Raw genomic sequence first — 18,251 nt, 5'->3', positions numbered from 1 at the left:
ATGGAGATCGGCTATTTCACGATGCCTTCGCATCCGCCGGAGTGCGGCTTGAAGGAAGGAAACGACTGGGACCTGCAAGTCATGCGCTGGCTCGACGAGCTCGGCTATCAGGAGGCCTGGGTCGGCGAGCACCACACCGCGCCCTGGGAACCCAATCCCACGCCGGACCTTCTGATCGCACAGGCGCTGATGCAGACCAAGAATATCCGCATCGGGCCGGGCGGCTTCCTGCTGCCCTATCACCACCCGGCCGAGCTCGCCAACCGCGTCGCAATGCTCGACCATCTCTCCGAGGGCCGGCTCAATTTCGGCGTCGCAGCTTCGGGCCTGCCGAGCGACTGGGCGATGTTCAACGTCGACGGCATGAGCGGACAGAACCGCGACATGACCCGCGAGGCGCTGGAGATCATCCTGAAGCTGTGGTCCGATCCCGCGCCATTCACCTACAAGGGCAAGTTCTGGACCGTGACCAAGCCGGACACGATGTTCGACTTCCTCAAGCCCCACATCAAACCGCTCCAGGCCCCGCATCCGCCGATCGGCGTTGCCGGGCTCTCGAAGAACTCGGACACGCTGAAGCTCGCCGGCGAGCGCGGCTTCATTCCGATGAGCCTCAACCTCAACCCGGCCTATGTCGGCAGCCATTGGGACTCGGTCGAGATCGGCGCCGCCAAGACCGGACGCAAGCCGAACCGCGCGGACTGGCGCCTCGTGCGCGAGGTGTTCGTCGCCAACACCGACGAAGAGGCGTGGAAGCTCTCGACCGGTGACATGATGGGCCGGATGATGCACGAGTACTTCCTGCCCCTGCTCGGCCATTTCGGCTTCAAGGACTATCTGAAGCACGCGCCTGACGTGCCCGACAGCGACGTCACCGTCGAATATTGCGCCAAGCGGAACTGGATCGTCGGCTCGCCCGCAACCGTCGCCGAGAAGATCGAGAAGATCTACGACGAGGTCGGCGGCTTCGGCGTGCTGCTGGTGTTCGGCTTCGATTACAAGCACAAGCCGGAGGCCTGGCGCCATTCGCTCTCGCTGCTCAGCAAAGAGGTGATGCCGCGCCTGAAGCATCTCGGCTCCGCGAAGAAGGCCGCTTGACGCGCGGCGGGTGCGGCGCAATCGTGTCGCACCCGCCCCGTTTCGGAGATTTCGGCGTGAGCGTCGACGCGAAGGATTTCAAACTTGCAATGCGCCAATGTGCCGGCGCGGTTGCACTGGTCACGGTTGGCGCCGAACACGGCAAGCGCACCGGGCTGACGGTGACATCAGCCTGCTCGCTGTCGGACAATCCGCCGTCCCTGATCGTCTGCGTCAACCGCAACGCCAGCGCGCATGCCCGCATCCGCGAGGAAGGCGCCTTCGCGATCAACTTTTTGCACGAGGATCACGCCGCGCTCGCATTGACCTTCAGCGGCCAGAAGGGCGTCAATGGCGACGATCGCTTTGCCTTCGGGCAGTGGACGCGCGGGGTGACAGGCGCGCCGGTGCTGACGGATGCGGTCGCCGCGTTCGACTGCGTGCTGGCGCAGGAATTCGAAACCAAGACGCATTCGATCTTCGTCGGCGAGGTGCGTGGCGTCTCGCACTCCGACGAGGCCGCGCCGCTGGTGTATCTGCGCAGCAGCTTCCACGTCCCGCGCGAAATGCGCGACACGGTGACAGTCGGCGATCTCGATTCGCGGCATCTGAGCTGGACGGATTTTTCATAGTGGCCGGCATCGGCGGTGCGCTCCCTCGCCCCGCTTGCGGGGAGAGGGTTGGGGTGAGGGGGAGTCTCCGCGAGCAAGGTGAGAGCTGGACGCGCGGAGACTCCCTCTCACCCGCCGCGCGTTCATCTCCGGCAGACCACGCTACTGCGCCGTCTCGATCTTCAGCTGCTTGATTTTGCGATAGAGCGTCGCACGGCTGAGCTTCAACGCACGCGCCGCTTCCGTCACCCGCCCGCCGTGCTTCTGCAACGCTTCGATGATGGTCGCGCGTTCGGCCGCGGCAAGGTCAGGCTCCGCGGCGCGGCCTCCGAACGGAGGCAGATCGAGATCGGCATCCATGATGACGCCGTCCTCCGCCGTGCAGCCGGCAAGCCGCAGCACGTGGCGGAGCTGGCGCATATTGCCGGGATAGGGATAGGCCGAGAGCAACGCCCAGGCCTCGTCCGACAGGCGGCAATCCGGCGCCTCCTCGCGCGCGATCTGGCGAATGATATCGTCTCTATCGGCGCGCTCGCGCAGCGCCGGCAGTCGCACCTCCATGCCGCGCAGGCGGAAGTAGAGATCGGCGCGGAAGGCGCCCTCCTCCGCCATGCGGCCGAGGTCGCGATGGGTCGCGCTGATCAGGCGGATGTCGACCGGCACCGGCTTGAGCGCGCCGAGCGGCCAGACCTCGCGGTTTTCGAGCACGCGCAAGAGGCGGGTCTGGAGCGCGATCGGCATGTCGCCGATCTCGTCGAGAAACAGCGTGCCGCCGTCGGCCTGCACGATCAGACCCTTCGAGCCGTCGCGGCGCGCGCCGGTGAAGGCGCCGGCCTCGTAGCCGAACAACTCGGCGTCGATCAGGCTCTCCGGCATCGCCGCGCAGTTCAGCGCGACATAATGGTTGCGGGCGCGGTTGCTCGCCGCATGAATCGCGCGCGCGAACACGTCCTTGCCGACGCCGGTCTCGCCGTACAGCAGCACCGGCAGATTGTGGTCGCCGATGCTCCGCAGCCGTTGGACGCTTTTGATCAGGCCGGGATCGCGACCTGCGAGCCGATGCAGCGAATCGAAACGATCGACGGGAACCTCACGACGCTGAGTGGACGGCCTCGCCCGCAGCGGCGGCGCGACATGTCCCTGCCCGAGCGCGCTGCCGTCGGCGCGGCGCAGCTCGACGACCTCGTCCGCACCACGCGCAGCATGGTGATCGAACTTGATATAGCGCGACAGATCGATGCCCGATGCGATCAAGCCGTCGGTGAGGCCCAGCAGCGCGCGCGCCGAACGGCAAGCGCCGACGATGCGGCGATCGTCGTCATAGGCGAGCAGGCCGCTGCCGCCGTCACCCGGCACGGTGGCGATCCAGGCGTTGCGGAAATGGCCGCGGAAGATCGCGCCCTCCATCCGCCGCGTCGCCTCCATCGTCACCGCGAGCGCAAGCTGATGCGCGGTGCGTTCGAGATCCTCGCGGCACGAGGTGATGTTCACGGCACCGGCGAGCCGGCCGGCCTGATCGAACAACGGCGCCACGGCGCAGGAGAACATGTGCCATTGCGCTCGAAAATGCTCGTCACGATGCACCAGGATGGGCTTCTCTTCGGCAAGCGCAGTGCCGAGCCCGTTGGTGCCCTCGAAGGTCTCGGCGAAATTCGAGCCGGTGTAGATCTTCCAGTCCAGAAACATCTTGGCATCGGCCTCGCCCGGCAGGCGGCTGAACAGCATGGTCGCGTTCACGTCAGCGAGATTGACGCAGTAGCCTGCGTCGCGGAGCACGCGGGCGAGATCGTCGAGCTCGGGCGTTGCCAGCCGGATCGTCTCCTCCATGGGCTCGGCGACATGGCGAATCTCGGCTTCGGTGAGCGTCTGCGGCGGGCCCTGGCGGGCGGGGTCGAGCTTGTGGCTCACCAGGCAGCGCCGCCAGGAATTGGCGATGCGCGAAGAGGCGTCGACGTCGGCCACATGATTGGCGACGGACAAGACACGGGCGACATGGTTCGAGGCCGAAAGGCTGGCCATCGCGGACGTCTCCACCCTGTATTATTGTGCAAAGTCTGGCAGCACAGGCGGGGATGTCAATCGGGAACCGGGACGCAGCTATTGCTGCACTGCGCTCACCACGTATCGATGCAGGGTCGCTTCTTCTCCGTCCTCGCGGGCGGCTTCGGCACCGAGCGCACGCCTGCCATGATCCAGCGCCGCGTCTCGGCGGGGTCGATGACGTTGTCGATCTCGAACACCGAGGCGATCGAGACCGCCTTGCCGTTGGCATAGAGCTCGGCGACCTTGTTCCGATAATAGGTCTCGCGTTCCTCGGGATCGGCGATCGCCTCCATCTCCTTGCGGAAGCCGAGACGGACATAGCCCTCCAGACCCATGCCACCGAATTCGCCGGTCGGCCAGGCCGCGGTGAAGAACGAGGCGTGGAAGCCGCCACCGATCATCGACTGTGCGCCGAGCCCATAACCCTTGCGCAACACGATGCCGAACAGCGGCACGGTAAGGCTCGCGCCTGTCACGAACATGCGCGAGACGTGGCGCACGATCGCGGTCTTCTCGGCCTCCGGGCCGACCATGAAGCCGGGCGTATCGCAGAGCGAGACGATCGGCAGATCGAAGGCATCGCAGAGCTGGAGGAAGCGCGCGGCCTTGTCGCCGGCGTCGGCATCGATCGCGCCGCCGAGATGGCGCGGATTATTGGCGATCAGGCCGAACGGCTTGCCCTCGATGCGGATCAGCGCGGTGATCATGCCGACGCCGTAGTCGCGGCGCAGCTCCAGCACGGAATCCTTGTCGGCAACGAGAGCGATGACGCTGCGGATGTCGTAGACCCGCAAACGGTTCTCCGGGATCGCACGACGGAGCAGGCGCTGGTCGGCCGCCTGCCACTCCGACACCGCGCCCTGAAAATAGGACAGGTATTTTTGCGCCACCCGCGTCGCCTCCTCCTCGTCCTCGACGAGGATGTCGATCACGCCGTTCGGTGACTGGAACGTAACAGGGCCGACCTCCGCCGGGTGATAGACGCCGAGACCGCCGCCTTCGATCATCGCCGGTCCGCCCATGCCGATCGAGGCATTCCTGGTGGCGATGATGACATCGCAGCAGCCGAGCATCGCGGCGTTGCCGGCAAAGCAATAGCCGGAGACCACGCCGATGACAGGCACGAGACCGGAGAGCTTCGCGAACTGGACGAAGGACGGGCCGTCGAGGCCGGTCATGCCGAGCCGGTCGGTGTCGCCGGGCCGGCCGCCGCCGCCTTCGGCATAGAACACCAGCGGCACGCGCCAGTCTTCCGCAAGCGTCAGCATGCGGTCGATCTTCTTGTGGTTCATGTGGCCCTGCGTGCCCGCGAGCACGGTGTAGTCGTAGGCCACGACGATGCAGCGGCCGCCCTCGGCGCCGAACTTGTCGGCATTTACCGTCGCAACACCCATCACGAGGCCATCGGCCGGTGTGCTCTTGATGAGATCGTCGAGCTTACGGCGGCGCCGCTGCGCTGCAATCGCAAGGCTGCCATATTCCATGAACGAGCCGTCGTCGACGAGCTGCGCGACGTTCTCGCGCGCGGTGCGCTGATTGGTGTTGCGGCGGCGCTCGACCGAGGCCGGCCGGTTCGCATCGAGCGTATTGGCCTGGCGAGCGATCAGTTCGGCAAGATCGGGACGGATATGGTCGAGATCGACATCGGCTTCCGCGGCCGACGCATCGGCCGCGACGTCGAGCGGCTCCAGATACATGATCGGTTCGCCATGCATCAGGGTCACGCCATCGGCGGCGACGAGCTTCATGACGCGGCCGCCCTGCTCGGCCATGACCAGATGCTCCATCTTCATGGATTCGATCACGGCGAGTTGCTGACCCGGACGCACGATCTCACCTTCCTTCACCTGGATGGTGACGATGGTTCCCTGCAGGGGTGCTGCGACCATCACCGCGCCTTCGGGCACGATCTGCGCGACGTGCGTCTCCGCGCCATGGCCGCTTCGCTCGGTCGCGGCAAAATAGAGCGGCTTTGCCGCGCCATCGGCCGCCTCGACCAGCTTTGCGATGTTGCGATCGATGAAATCGGTCGCAATGCGGTTGGTCCTGAAATCGGGATGTGCGAGCACGGCCTGGAGGAAGGCGATATTGGTGACGACGCCGTCGATCCTGAACTCGCGCAAGGCGCGCGAGGCTTTTGCCACGACGTCGTGCCAGGCTTCGCCCGGCGTGTGCACGATGACCTTGGCCAGCAGGGAATCGAACGCCGCGCTGGTCTTGTAGCCGGCGTAACCAAAACTATCGACGCGGACGCCGGGCCCGGACGGCGGCTCGAACACGGCGAGCACGCCGCCGGTCGGATGCGTCGCCCCGAGCTCGTCCAGCGTCTCCATGTTGACGCGGAGCTGCATCGCATAGCCATGCGGCTTCGGGATGGAGCCCTGTGCCAGATCAAGGGAGGCCAATGTTGCGCCGGCGGCGACCGCGAGCTGGGCGCGGACGAGGTCAAGGCCGAGCACTTCCTCCGTCACGGTGTGCTCGACCTGAAGCCGCGGATTGGCCTCGATGAAGGCAAAGCTGTCCTCGGCCGTGCCGTCGACCAGGAACTCGAAGGTGCCCAGATTGTCGTAAGCCGCCGCGGTCGCGAGTTGCTTTGCAGCTTCGATGATGCGGCCGCGCAAGGCGTCACTGAGCGACGGGCTCGGCGCCACCTCGATCAGCTTCTGGTGCCGCCGCTGGATGCTGCATTCGCGCTCCCAGAGATGGGAGATCGCGCCATGGCGGTCGCCGATGATCTGCGCCTCGATATGGCGGGCCTGCCGGATCAGCCGCTCGGCATAGACGCCGTCGAAGCCGAACGCCGCGCTGGCCTCGGATTGGCAGCGCGCATAAGCTTCCGCGAGATCGGCGGCATTCTCCACGACGCGCATGCCGCGGCCGCCGCCACCGGCCATCGCCTTGATGACGATCGCCGCGCCCTTGCCGAGGGATTCGAAGAATGCCGTGATCTCCTCCAGCGACGAGGGTCCGCTGGTGCCGGCGATGATCGGCACGCCGCAACGCTTCGCCAGTTGCCGGGCCGCAACCTTGTCGCCGAACAGTTCAAGCGCGGCCGGCTTCGGCCCGACGAAGGCGATGCCCGCATCCGCGCAAGCCTTGGCGAACGCGGCATTCTCGCTGAGGAAGCCATAACCGGGATGCACCGCGTCGCAGCCGGCGCTCTTCGCCGCCTTCACCACCGCTTCGATATCGAGATAGGCCCGTGCGCCGCGACCGGGAATTTCGACCGCCTCGTCGGCAACACGCACATGCAGCGAGAGTGCGTCATCCGCGGGATGGATCGCGACCGTCGCGACGCCGGCATCGGCCGCCGCACGCGCGATGCGGATGGCGATCTCGCCACGGTTGGCGATCAGGAGTTTTTTTAACGACATGCGGCGTCTCCATGCCCGCGAGCGAAGCGCGGATCGGCAGGTTCGATGGTCCTGCTTCGGCACTTTAACCGCGATCGTCAAGGGCGAGGAAGCGGATGCGATGACCGCTCCCGTCGGCCGGAATATCAGTTGTCCGCGCGCGCCGCGATGAGACGAATAATCCGCGCCACGGCAGACAGTATGAGCGCGATGTCAGGCGGCCCGCACGCCCGCAACGAAGGTGCTGACCTCGTTCTCCAGCGATTGCAGCTTCTGCGACAGCCGGCCGCTCGATTGCAGCACGAGGCCCGCGGCCTGGCCCGTTTCCGCCGTGGCGTCGGTGACGCCGGAGATGTTCTGCGAGACCTGGTCGGTGCCGGACGCCGCCTCCTGCACGCTGTGGGCGATCGCCTGCGTCGCGGCGCCCTGCTCCTCGACCGCGGCCGCGATCGACGAGGAGATCTCGTTGACCTCCATGATGGTCTTGCGGATGCTCTCGATGTTGCCGACGACCTGGTTGGTCTCGGCCTGGATCGCGGCGATCTGCGCGCCGATCTCGTCCGTCGCCTTCGCGGTCTGGCTCGCCAGCGATTTCACCTCGCTCGCGACCACGGCAAACCCCTTGCCGGCCTCGCCGGCGCGCGCCGCCTCGATGGTGGCGTTGAGCGCGAGCAGGTTGGTCTGCGAGGCGATCTGGTTGATGAGGTCGATGACCTCGCCGATCTTGTGCGCGGCGGCGGCCAGCCCCTGCACGGTGTCGTTGGTGCGCTGACCGTCGGCAGCCGCCTTGTCGGCCACGCTTGCAGCCTGCGCCACACGCTGGCTGATCTCGGTGATCGAGGATGACAGCTGGCCGGCGGCGGACGCCACCGTCTGCACGTTGCTCGACGCTTGCTGGCAGGCGGTCGCGACGAAGCTTGCGCGGTCGGTCGCCTTGTTCGCGGTCTCCGACATGCCTTGCGCGGCCTGTTGCATCGCGCGCGCCTCGGTGAAGACGTCGCGGACGACGGCCTGAACGCTCGCCTCGAACCTACCGGCGAGATCGGCCATCGTCTTGCGTTTCTCGTCGTCGGCCCTCTGCTTCGTCTCCTGCTGCTCGGCATGCATGCGGCTCACCGCCGACGCATTGTCCTTGAACACGGCAAGCGCCTTGGCGAGCCCGCCGACCTCGTCGCTGCGGCCGGTGTAGGGCACCTCGAACGCGCTGTCGCCGGCGGCGAGCCGCTCGGTCAGCGCGGTGATGTTCGCGAGCGGCCCGGTCACGCTGCGGCCGATTACGAAGGAGCAGGCCAACACCAGGACCAGGACGGCCAGACAAATGTAGGCGAATGTCGTCGCGTTCTGGCGGAAAGCGGCGTCGACGTCGTCGAGATAAATGCCGGTGCCGATGATCCATCCCCAGGGCGCAAAGCCCTTCACATAGGAGATTTTTCCGACCGGCTGCTCGAAGCCCGGCTTCGGCCAGAGATAGCCGTAGAAGCCGGCGCCCTGCTTGTTGACGACGTCAACGAAGCCCATGAACAGCGCGTTGCCGGCAGGGTCCTTCATGCCGGAGAGATCCTTGCCGTCGAGCTCGGGCTTGATCGGGTGCATGACCATCTTGGGGGCCATGTCGTTGATCCAGAAATACTCGACCTTGTCATAACGCAGGTTCTTGATCGTTGCGATCGCGGCGGCCTGCGCCTGCTCGCGCGGCAGCTTCCCCTCGCTCTCGAGCTTCTGATAGTGCGCCAGGATGCCGTAGCCGACATCGACCATGTGCTGCGTCTTGGCCTGGCGGTCGGCGATCATCTGCGCGCGCAGGGTGGAGAGCGCGATCGGCGCCAGAGCGATCATGCCGAGAAGGCTGATGCCGACAATCAGGACCAGCTTGAAACTGATGCGGGAGAAAAACATCGGTGCTCGCAAGAATTGGAAGGGCTGATTTGCCAGTTTATCCCGCACCCCTTAGCGAAGCTTTAAGCATTCGGGTTCCCCAAACCTCCACGAAATTGCGTCGGCGGCCGCCGGCATACTGCGCGGCCTTGCAGGCTGGCGGGGCTTGGCTGCATCCGGGATCCCGGCTCTTTAGATCTAGAAGACCTCGATATCGGCGCTCCGAGCGTTGACTTGCGGTCGGCTCTGGCGGAACGATCGGGGCAGATCATCAGCGCCAGCTGTGGCGTGAGCTGCATGGAAGGCCAGAGGCTCAATGCATCAATCGACATATGGCAACTCGCTCGACCTTCCCGCGCTGTGCGCGGCCGAGCGGCTCTTCATCTGGGGATTTCGGGCCAAGGCACGCAGCGGAAGCGCCGTTCCGACCGCGGCCGATATCCAGCAAGTGTACGATCACTTTCGCGTCGGCGACGCCGTGCCCTCACTGGAATCCATCATCGAGATCTTCGCGTGCACGGCGCATACGGCCATCGAAGTTCATTGCCCGACCTGTCCGAAGATGTCCGACAGCGAGCACGGAATCTTGCGGGCGATCGCCGCGGCACAGCAGGAACGCATCGACGTCGCGCGCGAGCAGTTCGAGAGCTGGTTGCCGCCGGTCGGTGCCGATTGGGCTCTCGCGCCCGTGCGGGGGCTTGCAACGATCTTCCGCATGGCTGGCCTCATCCTGCCCGACCGACACGTTCGCTCTTTCGACCATGATCGGACGATGGCGATGAAGAGCTGGCTGGTCGGAAGTCCCACGCTGCACTGACGGGATCGTTCATGCTCCACGATACGTGCGGTTCTGCGCCAGTCGAGAAAGCTGGCCAGCCGCGGCTCTGTCCGCTCCAGGCCGCGCTTGCGGCGCGTCCATGCGTCGAGAGCTACGATGAATTTTCCCGCGTCGCGCTGTCGCTGCTCCGATTCATCGGAGCGGCCTATGCGACCGGCGCCTCTGATTGCTGGGAAGCGGCCTATCGCTTCGCCGACGAGGCGCCGGGCATCGCCGACAGTCCGCTGCTGGTGGCGCGCGCAGCTGCGCTCGTCAGGATCCTGCGCAGCGGCCGGCCGTGCGAACTGTGCTTCATGCCGCCCTCGTGCCGGCGCCTGTCGCAGGACGAGGCGGAATTGATGCGACTGCTGGCGGTCGCGCGCCGCAACCAGCCGGGCGAACTCGAATCCATCGTTTGCCAGTTCGTCGGGAACGAGAACGAGATCGCGACAACGCGGGCCGTCAACGCGCTTGCCTTGTGCTGACGCTTTGATGGGTTCTAGTCGCATCTCAAGCGACCTTGCGCTATCAACATCGCCATGGAGCGCAGTGCTCGATGCCCTCCATAAAACCTCCAGACGGCCCCAGGGATCACCACCGCTGGGGTCGTCGTTTTGCGGACTGACCTAACCGCCCTTCTTGCCGAGCACGAGATCGATGGTGTGAGCCGCGATCTTGCGCAGCTGCGGCTCGTCGCCGAATGCACGTTCGAGCACGCCAAGGCCGCGCGTCACCGTGATGATGTGCAGCGCGGCGGCCGCAGGATTGCCATTGAACTCGCCGCGCTCTGCGCCCGCCGCCAGCGCCTCTTGAACCAGCATGGTGATGCGCGAGATGAGGCCCGCAAAAGCCTGACGCGCGTCTTCGTCCAAGCCCTCCCCCTCGGCCGCGCCGAGCTCCATCAATCCGCGCGTGGTCGGACATCCCCGCGGCGGCGAGCCCGAGCGGAAGTTGGTGATGGTCAGCTCGAAGAACGCGGTGAGGCGTCTTCGCAATGAGCCCGCGCCGAGCGCCTTTTGCAGGGCGAGGAGATAGTCGCCCGCATAACGCTCATAGGCCTGGAGAAACAGTGCCTCCTTGCTGCCGAAGGCATTGTAGAGGCTGCCGCGCTGGACACCGGCATCGCGCGCGATGTCCGACAGCGACGTGCCGCGCACGCCTCTGCGCCAGAACTGGTCGAACGCGATGCGCAGGACGTCGTCGTGGTCGAACTCGCGCGGCCTCAAATCCTGCTCCTCCGCATGGCAAATATATTTGACATGATGTCAAGAATGTGTTTTCTCGACATCGTGTCAAAAACTAATTGGGATTGATAGCCCGTTCCGTCAATGGGCCCGACGGCTGGCGCTTGCGTGCGCCCTGGCCGATCGGGCCCGCATGCCAAAAGGGACCCGCCCATGCCTCTCCTCCACATCTCGATGCGCGCCGGCAAACCGGAAGCCTACCGGCAGGCGATCCTCGATGGTTTGTACCGCGCCATGCGCGAGGCGCTGAACGTGCCCGAGGGCGACGAGTTCATGACCATCAGCGAGCATGACGCCTCGAACTTCCGCTGCGGCAATGCCTATGGCGTCAAACGTAGCGACGACGCCGTGCTGATCCAGATCACCGTGTTCGCATCGCGCACTCCGGAGCAGAAAAAGGCGCTGTACCGCCGGATCGCGGAGCTGCTCGGCGAAAGCCCGGGCATCCGCTCCGAGGACGTGTTCGTCAACGTGCTCGATGCCCCCGCGGAGAACTGGTCCGTCGGAAACGGCATCGCGCAATTTGCCTGACCCTGCCAGACCTGCAGATATCCTCTTGAGAATTCCCGGCCCGTCGGGCCTGATGGAGTCCGGAGCAAACCTCCGCTGAAGGAAGCGATCGCGAAGCCGGCCGAGCCGGATGGAGAGTGAGATGGCCGCATTCCAGGGAAGCTGCCTGTGCGGCGAGGTCGCGTTCGAGGTCGAGGGTCCGTTCGATCGCTTCCTCAACTGCCATTGCTCGCGCTGCCGCAAGGCGACCGGGACCGCCCATGCCTGCGAGGTGATCGTGAAGGCAGGAGCGCTGCGATGGTTGCGCGGTGAAGCATCCGTCGTGCGCTTCGACCTGCCCAACGCGCGAAGCTTTGCGACCGCGTTCTGCAAGATTTGCGGCAGCCCGATGCCACACCTCACACGCAGCGGGCGCGAGGCGATCATCCATGCCGGCGCATTCGACGGGCCGCTGGGGATGACACCGGACCGGCATGCGCATTGGACGTCGCGCGCGGAGTGGTATGTGCATGGGGATGGACTGCAGGTGGAGGATTGACGCGCCGCCTGATTTGATCGGGTGCGCCTATGCGCGCTGCAGACCACGCTACCCGTAGGCAACACACGCCGCCATGATCCCGTCGAGCTCGGCCTTCGAGAGCACGCCGAGCTCGGCGATGAAGACGACCCGCGATCGCGGCACGCCTTCCGCCGGTGCATCACCCGGCGCGAGCGTCGCGCGGCCGGCGGCGAACTGAAACACCATCTGGCGCCCGGGTTGCTCGACGGTCTCGAACAGGCCTTTTGCGCGGGCAAGCTTTGGCGCAAGACGGCCGATCGCCTGTTGCAGGCGCGGCAGCGACAGCGGCTGATCCGAGGTCCAGCTCAGCGTCTCGAAGCGCTCCTCGGAAGGCCGCCGTGGTCCAGGGTCGCGCGGCGCGGGCGCACGATCGACAGCCGCGGGAAACAGCAGCGCGGACGGAATCGCGCCGTGTCTGGCATCGACCACCACGGCGGGGACGCGCTGCGCGCGGATGGCTTCGCGCATGCGGGCGCCTGCGCTCTCGTCCGCCAGATCGAGCTTGCTCAGCGCCACGATATCGGCAACGCGCAATTGCGAACGATGGAGCGCATCGTCCAGGGCCGCCGGTAGCGTCGCCGCATCCATCACGCAGAGCACCGTCTCGAGCGGCGCCTCGCGCAGGATCACGGGGTCCATCAGGTTGCGGACGATGTCGGCGGGATCGGCGACGCCGCTGGTCTCGATGACGATATATTCGGGCTTCGGATCGCGCCGAAGCAGCGTCGAGAGCGTGCGCAGGAGATCGCCTTCGAGCGAGCAGCAGATGCAGCCATTGGCGAGGCTGACCACGCCGTCGCTCGCACCCGCGATCAACTCCGCGTCGATGTTGATCGCGCCGAAATCGTTGACGATTGCCGCGATCCGCCGTCCCTCCGCATTCGCCAGCAGATGGTTCACGACCGTCGTCTTGCCCGCCCCCAGAAAGCCCGTGACCAGGAGAATGGGGACCGGCATGGGATCAGCCCTCGACGACGGGGCGGCGCACGGGCCGGCCGGGCCGGGCCGCCACGTCCAGCACGCCATCGCTGATCAGCGGCTGGCCGCTGACCACGAGATGCCGCACGCCCTCGGAGGGACGGTTCATCGCCGTGAAGGTCGCGCGGTCCGAGAGCTTCTCGTAGTCGAACACGACGATATCGGCATCGGCGTCCTTTGCGAGCCGGCCCTTGGCGCGCATCGCCGGCGTGCTCTGCGACAGGATCTCCGCCGGGATCAGCGCGCATTTGCGCACGCCCTCCAGCAGCGACACGGCCTTGCGCTCGCGCACCCATTCGCGGATGAATTTCGTGAAGCAGCCGGCCGAGCGCGGATGCGAGGTGGCATCGTCCGGCAGCGGCCAGGCATCGCCGGTGTAGGTCTTGCCGTCCGACGTCGTCCACGGCATCGCATCGGACGCGATCGCGCCGCCGGGATACAGCACCGACATATCGAGCAGATCGCGATGATGCGCGTTGTTGTCGGTATCGAGGATGTGCCAGAGCACCAGCGAGGACGGTTCTTCGGCCTGCGCCTTCAGCAGTTCCTCGCGATCGCGGAAGCGGTGACCGTCGGTCACGCGCTGCACCGAATCGTAGCCGGTGCCGTTGCGCTCGACGAACTGGGGATCACTGAAGAAGGCCGCGGCCAGCACGGTCGAGCCTGTGCCGTAGGGATAGGCTTCGACCGTGATCGGGAGGCCCTGCGCCTGCGCCTTTTCGACCAGCACGCGGCAGCGCTCGATGTCGGTCTTGCTCGACGAGTTGAAATGGCAGATGTGCATGTGCGCGCCGGTGGCGCCGGCATAGCCGATCAGGCGGATATAGGCTTCCGCCGCACTTTCGGGGTCGACGCGCGACATGTAGGCGACGTGCGTGAAGGTCGGCACGTCCTGCCTGGCCGCGAGCTGGCAGACCGCCGTCAACTCCTGCACACCGGCGCCTGGCGCATAGGCGTTCAGGATGCCGATGCCGATGCCGCCCTCGTTGAGGCCGCGCGAAAGACGTTCGAGGATGCCGGCGACCTCCGCATCGCTCGCCACGTTGTCCATCCAGCGGCGATCGCGCATGGCGTTGCCGAACGCCTCCAGCGAGCTCTCCGCATTCGAGCCGGTCATCGCGCCGATGCGCGCAAAGGCCCAGTTGGTGGCGGCGCCGTAGTTCAGCACGCGTCCCTTCCGCGCCTGGCGCTCATACCAAGAGGCGACCGGCAGCACGCCGGCCTCGAGATCGAGCGTCGTCGTCACGCCGTCGAACGCCTGCATGCGATCGGCCGGGATCGACTGGCCATGCGCGTGCAGATCGATGAAGCCCGGCGCGACCACGAGCCCGGTCGCATCGATCACCCGCTCGGCGCCGCCGAGGCCCGTGCCGACCGCGGCGATCTTGCCGTCCACCACCGCCACATCGCCGATGGCGTCCATTCCGCTCGCGGGATCCACCACCCGTCCGCCAGAAATCAACAAGCCGCTCATGTCGTCACTCCGCATGCTATTGCCAAAACCTCCAAAGGCCCGGCAGCAGCTTCGGAGGCGCGGAGCGCATAGTGCAGATTTTGGGGAGAACGACTACCGCCACTGATGCCGATGCTGCATGCGCTCGCGACCTCGCGGCATGTCTTGTCCGACGGGCAACGGCCCAAAAAGCTTCCGGTAGAACGATGGAAAAGATCGCTATAAGGTTGCCGTCGCGGCCGGTCGCGCTTCCTGCGTCGGGATCATCGGCCAAGTGTGTCGTGCAAGGGGGCGAAATGTCTGCAATGTCAAATCAGGGCCTGCGCATCCGCTGCAGGGCAGCTTTGATCGTCTCCATCGTCGTCTCGGCGGTAAGCGCGTTTGCGGCCACCCCACAAGACCTGAACGATTGTCAGGACAGCACCGATGTCCCGCGCATGATGGCAGCGTGCAGCAGCCTCTCCCAGGACGCCAGATTGCCTGCTGGTGCAAGATCCATGGCGCTGCTCAAGCGTGGCTTCGGAAATTTTGCACTCGGCAACATGGATGCCGCTCAAGCCGACTTCACCGAGGCGGTCAGGCTCAACCCGAAGAACAACTACGCCCATCACGAGCTGGGACTGACCTTGGCCAAAAAGGGCGACACCACACGCGCAATCGCTTCTCTCACCGAGGCCATCAATCTTGATCCCTCAGGTGCCGCAAGCCGGTTCATTCGCGGGCAGATTTATATGTCTGAGGACAGGTTGGACGAGGCGATCCGGGATTTCACCGATACCATCAGGCTTGGGCCCGACAAGAACACCACATTTGCGAAAGACCAGGAGGTGAGTCGTCCGGAGGCCGATCGCGTCGCGACTGATTACTACGCGGCCCGGGGAGATGCGTACTATCGGAGAGGCGATTTCAGGGATGCCGCTTCGGACTACGACCGGGAGGCGCGGTTTTCCGATCCCGGTGGCTACGGCGTCATTTGGGGATCGGTGGCGCGGACGCAGGGACGATCTGCCGATGCGGACACCGCGCTGTCCGCTGCACTCGACAAGGGCCGGCTCAGGGATTGGCCGAGAACCGTTGGCGAATTGCTTGTCGGTCGGATCACTCCCGCCGCAGCCCTGGCTTCGGCCAGGAATGCAGATCAAACCTGCGAGGCCCATTATTACGCCGGGATTGTTCAGCTCAAGAGCAAAGATACAGTCGCGGCCCGGAACGAGTTTGCGGCCGCGCGAGACGGATGCCCGACCTCGTTTCGAGAGTATCGTGCCGCCATTGCCGACCTGAAGCGATTACAATCGCAGTGATCACAGAGGCGGATAAAGCGACGATCTATTGCCGCGGACAGGGTTCGGGATATAACGGGCCGGTTACGTTGAGTAGTACCTAGGATGAGTTGAGCACTCGCGAAACCCATCCTCTCCGAATCGATAATCAACTACGGGGCAATCGCTGCTCAGCGATTACCTGAACCGGCGGAAAGGCAACGCAATCAGCGACGTCGAACAGCACTTCCATGCTTCGATCAAACGATCGCGCAAAAGCAATCGCGTCATCACGCCGCTCATCGGCGATGCGCAAGCCGAGCGTACAATGCGGCGTCCATACCCCGGGCCGGTAATGAGGATGGCAATGCGCCGGGTCGATTGCGGCGCTGACGGAGCTGTGGATACGGGTTAGCACCTCATTGGAGCTCGGCTCCGCCCAGAGAACGAGAGGCGAGCCTGCGAACCAACGAATCCGTTTGAACTCGATGCGAAATTGCGCTTCGCCAGCAACGGCCGCCAGCATGGCGGCCCATGCTATCTTTTCGTCGATCGCAGGCGAGTCGTAGATCGCAAATGTAAAATGTGGCCGGTAGCCAAGGGCGCGCATCGAGGGCTCGACTTCGAACGCTACGACCTGATCCCACAGCCGCTCGATCTCACTTGCTGAATTGTTATCGGCTCGAACGTTGATCGCCAATGCCACAAGCGCTCACCCAGCGGGTGGAACAATCAAACCGAGATCAAGGGAAGGTAGCTTCAAGGCGAAGCTAGCTTCAAGGCAATGGCGCTCCCTAGGGGAATCGAACCCCTGTTTCAGCCTTGAGAGGGCCAAACAATAAGTCAATTGCTGTCCGCCGGCGTTCGCCAACGTTCAATAATTTCAATAGCTTGAATGTCCACAATCCAGTATCGTTCACCAACGTACACGGTCGGATATTCAACGGATATTCGACGTGTAGCGATGCAACAGGCGATATGTCGAAGACACTCACCGAGGCTCAGCTCACGACGGCTAAAGCGCGCTCCAAGCTTGAACTTGGCGTGCATTGGCGGCGCCTCGATGCGGAAGCGCATCTGGGATATCGCAAGGGAAAACAAAGCGGCGTTTGGTTTGTTCGCTGGCGCAATCACCACGAAGGGGGCAACTACAAGCAGGAACCGGTCGGCGTCGCCAACGACATCAATGACAGACCCGCCGACGGGATTCTGACGTTCGAACAGGCCATGAGAACGGCGCGGGAGGCCGTAGCTCGAGCCAGGACAGAAGCCGCGTCGCAGGCGGCCGGCCCGGCTCCTACCGTGCGATCAGCCGTTGAAGCCTATGTCAAGGAACGCGACGCTCGAGAACGACGCCGAACAGGTCGCGACGTCCGATCCGACGCCGGTACCAAGCTGCGACGCTACGTTCTCGGTCAAGAAAAGCGCGGCAATCAGGAAGCAGCGGAAGCTGCTCCTCTTGCATCGGTACGTCTGCATGCCTTGAAAGAAGACGACTTGATGGCGTGGCGCGAGAGCTTGCCAGACGACTTGAAGGTCACGACTAAACAGCGGTTCGTGAATGACCTCAAGGCCGCACTAAATGCCGCGTGGCCACGGCTTTCCGCAGATCGGAAGAAGTTAAACCCGACGTTCCTCGCTATTGTGAAGGCCGGCTTCAAAGCCGAGCGGATCGACGATGATGACAATATGTCGGTTGCTCGGGATAATCAGATTCTCGCGGATGAGGAGGTTGGCGCCATCCTTCAAGCTGCTTCTGACGTCGATCGTGAGCAGGGGTTTGATGGCGATCTATATCGGATCGTCGTATGTCTGGCCGCGACCGGCGCGCGGTATGCCCAGGTCAGGCGAATGCGGGTGAGCGACGTTCAGGTTTCTGCGCAGCGTCTGATGGTGCCCGGTTCCTACAAGGGGCGCGGGGGCAATAGCGGCTCAGACCCAGTCCCAGTGGGTGATGATGTAATTGGGGTGCTTTTGCCCGCAATCACCGGCCGGCCAAGCGATTCATTTCTTTTCGAGCGATGGATCCATGAACAGGATCCGGGGGGTATCGCGTGGAAGAAGTCTGAACGCGGTCCATGGAAAAGAGCCGAGCTGGCACGTCCCTGGAAGGCGGTTCGCGAGCGAGCCGGTATGCCAGAGGTGATTCCCTATGCCTTGCGGCACTCGAGCATTGTGCGCGGGCTACGAAACGGCTTGCCCATCCAACAGGTCGCCAAACTGCACAACACCTCAGTCAAAATGATCGAGAGACACTACGCAAAATACATTGCGACCGCCTTGGAAGACCTCGCAAGGGCGGCAGTCGTGCGCCTAATACCGCGGAGCGATGGAAACGTAGTGCCAATGGGAAAACGCGCGTAGTCGTGACAGCCCCTATTTGCGCTGCGCATTGCTTGCTGTCGATTGGAACGATCCGTTAAAGAGGTGACGGTGCGGTGGCCGAGAGAGTGCCAGCTAATCCCATGTGAT

At 64.6% G+C, this 18,251-nt stretch carries 15 protein-coding genes; 8 read left to right on the top strand and 7 right to left on the bottom strand.

Annotation, left to right across the window (positions count from 1 at the left end):
* The gene (locus BJ6T_RS10115) at positions 1 to 1,098 is read left to right on the top strand and encodes an LLM class flavin-dependent oxidoreductase (RefSeq protein WP_014492245.1); all 1,098 of its coding nucleotides are present in this window, start codon (positions 1 to 3) and stop codon (positions 1,096 to 1,098) included.
* A gap of 56 nt (positions 1,099 to 1,154) precedes the next feature.
* Positions 1,155 to 1,709: a flavin reductase family protein gene (locus BJ6T_RS10110; protein WP_028169873.1), complete on the top strand. Its 555-nt coding sequence runs from the start codon at positions 1,155 to 1,157 to the stop codon at positions 1,707 to 1,709.
* A 141-nt stretch (positions 1,710 to 1,850) separates the two neighbouring features.
* Here BJ6T_RS10110 and BJ6T_RS10105 read toward each other — a convergent pair whose 3' ends face one another.
* The 3 genes from BJ6T_RS10105 to BJ6T_RS10095 all read right to left on the bottom strand — a co-directional run bounded on the left by BJ6T_RS10105 (position 1,851) and on the right by BJ6T_RS10095 (position 8,980).
* Positions 1,851 to 3,707, bottom strand: coding sequence for a sigma-54-dependent Fis family transcriptional regulator (locus tag BJ6T_RS10105; RefSeq protein WP_014492243.1), 1,857 nt, complete (start codon positions 3,705 to 3,707; stop codon positions 1,851 to 1,853).
* 95 nt (positions 3,708 to 3,802) lie between these two features.
* Positions 3,803 to 7,105 (bottom strand): acetyl-CoA carboxylase family protein, encoded by a 3,303-nt coding sequence (locus BJ6T_RS10100; RefSeq protein WP_014492242.1) that lies wholly within the window; start codon positions 7,103 to 7,105, stop codon positions 3,803 to 3,805.
* Positions 7,106 to 7,297: 192 nt separating this feature from the next.
* Positions 7,298 to 8,980, bottom strand: coding sequence for a methyl-accepting chemotaxis protein (locus tag BJ6T_RS10095; RefSeq protein ID WP_014492241.1), 1,683 nt, complete (start codon positions 8,978 to 8,980; stop codon positions 7,298 to 7,300).
* Positions 8,981 to 9,275: 295 nt separating this feature from the next.
* Between BJ6T_RS10095 and BJ6T_RS10090 the strand changes: the two genes are divergently transcribed.
* Both BJ6T_RS10090 and BJ6T_RS10085 read left to right on the top strand, forming a co-directional pair.
* A complete protein-coding gene (locus tag BJ6T_RS10090; protein ID WP_028169872.1) occupies positions 9,276 to 9,776 on the top strand; it encodes a hypothetical protein in 501 nt (166 codons plus the stop codon).
* Positions 9,777 to 9,787: 11 nt separating this feature from the next.
* Entirely contained in the window at positions 9,788 to 10,261 is a 474-nt protein-coding gene (locus tag BJ6T_RS10085; RefSeq protein ID WP_014492239.1) for a hypothetical protein, read from the top strand.
* Between the two features lie 141 nt (positions 10,262 to 10,402).
* Here the strand turns inward: BJ6T_RS10085 and BJ6T_RS10080 are convergent, their stop codons facing one another.
* A complete protein-coding gene (locus BJ6T_RS10080; protein ID WP_014492238.1) occupies positions 10,403 to 11,002 on the bottom strand; it encodes a TetR/AcrR family transcriptional regulator in 600 nt (199 codons plus the stop codon).
* A gap of 171 nt (positions 11,003 to 11,173) precedes the next feature.
* Between BJ6T_RS10080 and BJ6T_RS10075 the strand changes: the two genes are divergently transcribed.
* Positions 11,174 to 11,551, top strand: coding sequence for a tautomerase family protein (locus tag BJ6T_RS10075; RefSeq protein ID WP_014492237.1), 378 nt, complete (start codon positions 11,174 to 11,176; stop codon positions 11,549 to 11,551).
* 121 nt (positions 11,552 to 11,672) lie between these two features.
* On the top strand, positions 11,673 to 12,068 hold the full coding sequence (locus BJ6T_RS10070; protein WP_014492236.1) for a GFA family protein: 396 nt from the start codon (positions 11,673 to 11,675) through the stop codon (positions 12,066 to 12,068).
* A gap of 48 nt (positions 12,069 to 12,116) precedes the next feature.
* Here BJ6T_RS10070 and BJ6T_RS10065 read toward each other — a convergent pair whose 3' ends face one another.
* Positions 12,117 to 13,046 carry a CobW family GTP-binding protein gene (locus BJ6T_RS10065; protein WP_014492235.1) on the bottom strand — a complete coding sequence of 310 codons (930 nt, stop codon included), beginning with the start codon at positions 13,044 to 13,046 and terminating at the stop codon, positions 12,117 to 12,119.
* A 4-nt stretch (positions 13,047 to 13,050) separates the two neighbouring features.
* Positions 13,051 to 14,541, bottom strand: a complete 1,491-nt coding sequence (locus BJ6T_RS10060) for an amidohydrolase family protein (RefSeq protein ID WP_028169871.1) — start codon at positions 14,539 to 14,541, stop codon at positions 13,051 to 13,053.
* Positions 14,542 to 14,816: 275 nt separating this feature from the next.
* On the opposite strand from BJ6T_RS10060, the gene BJ6T_RS10055 reads away from it, so the two are divergent.
* Positions 14,817 to 15,821, top strand: coding sequence for a tetratricopeptide repeat protein (locus BJ6T_RS10055; RefSeq protein ID WP_028169870.1), 1,005 nt, complete (start codon positions 14,817 to 14,819; stop codon positions 15,819 to 15,821).
* A gap of 127 nt (positions 15,822 to 15,948) precedes the next feature.
* On the opposite strand, the gene BJ6T_RS10050 is transcribed toward BJ6T_RS10055, so the two are convergent.
* On the bottom strand, positions 15,949 to 16,485 hold the full coding sequence (locus BJ6T_RS10050; protein WP_014492232.1) for a 2'-5' RNA ligase family protein: 537 nt from the start codon (positions 16,483 to 16,485) through the stop codon (positions 15,949 to 15,951).
* 272 nt (positions 16,486 to 16,757) lie between these two features.
* Between BJ6T_RS10050 and BJ6T_RS10045 the strand changes: the two genes are divergently transcribed.
* Positions 16,758 to 18,143, top strand: coding sequence for a tyrosine-type recombinase/integrase (locus BJ6T_RS10045; protein ID WP_014492231.1), 1,386 nt, complete (start codon positions 16,758 to 16,760; stop codon positions 18,141 to 18,143).
* Positions 18,144 to 18,251 lie beyond the last annotated feature (108 nt).

Origin of the sequence: Bradyrhizobium japonicum USDA 6, from assembly GCF_000284375.1 — a bacterium.
Classification (GTDB): Bacteria; Pseudomonadota; Alphaproteobacteria; order Rhizobiales; family Xanthobacteraceae; genus Bradyrhizobium; species Bradyrhizobium japonicum.
Note: the sequence above shows the minus strand (reverse complement) of the source record. Positions and strands in the feature narration are given on the sequence as shown.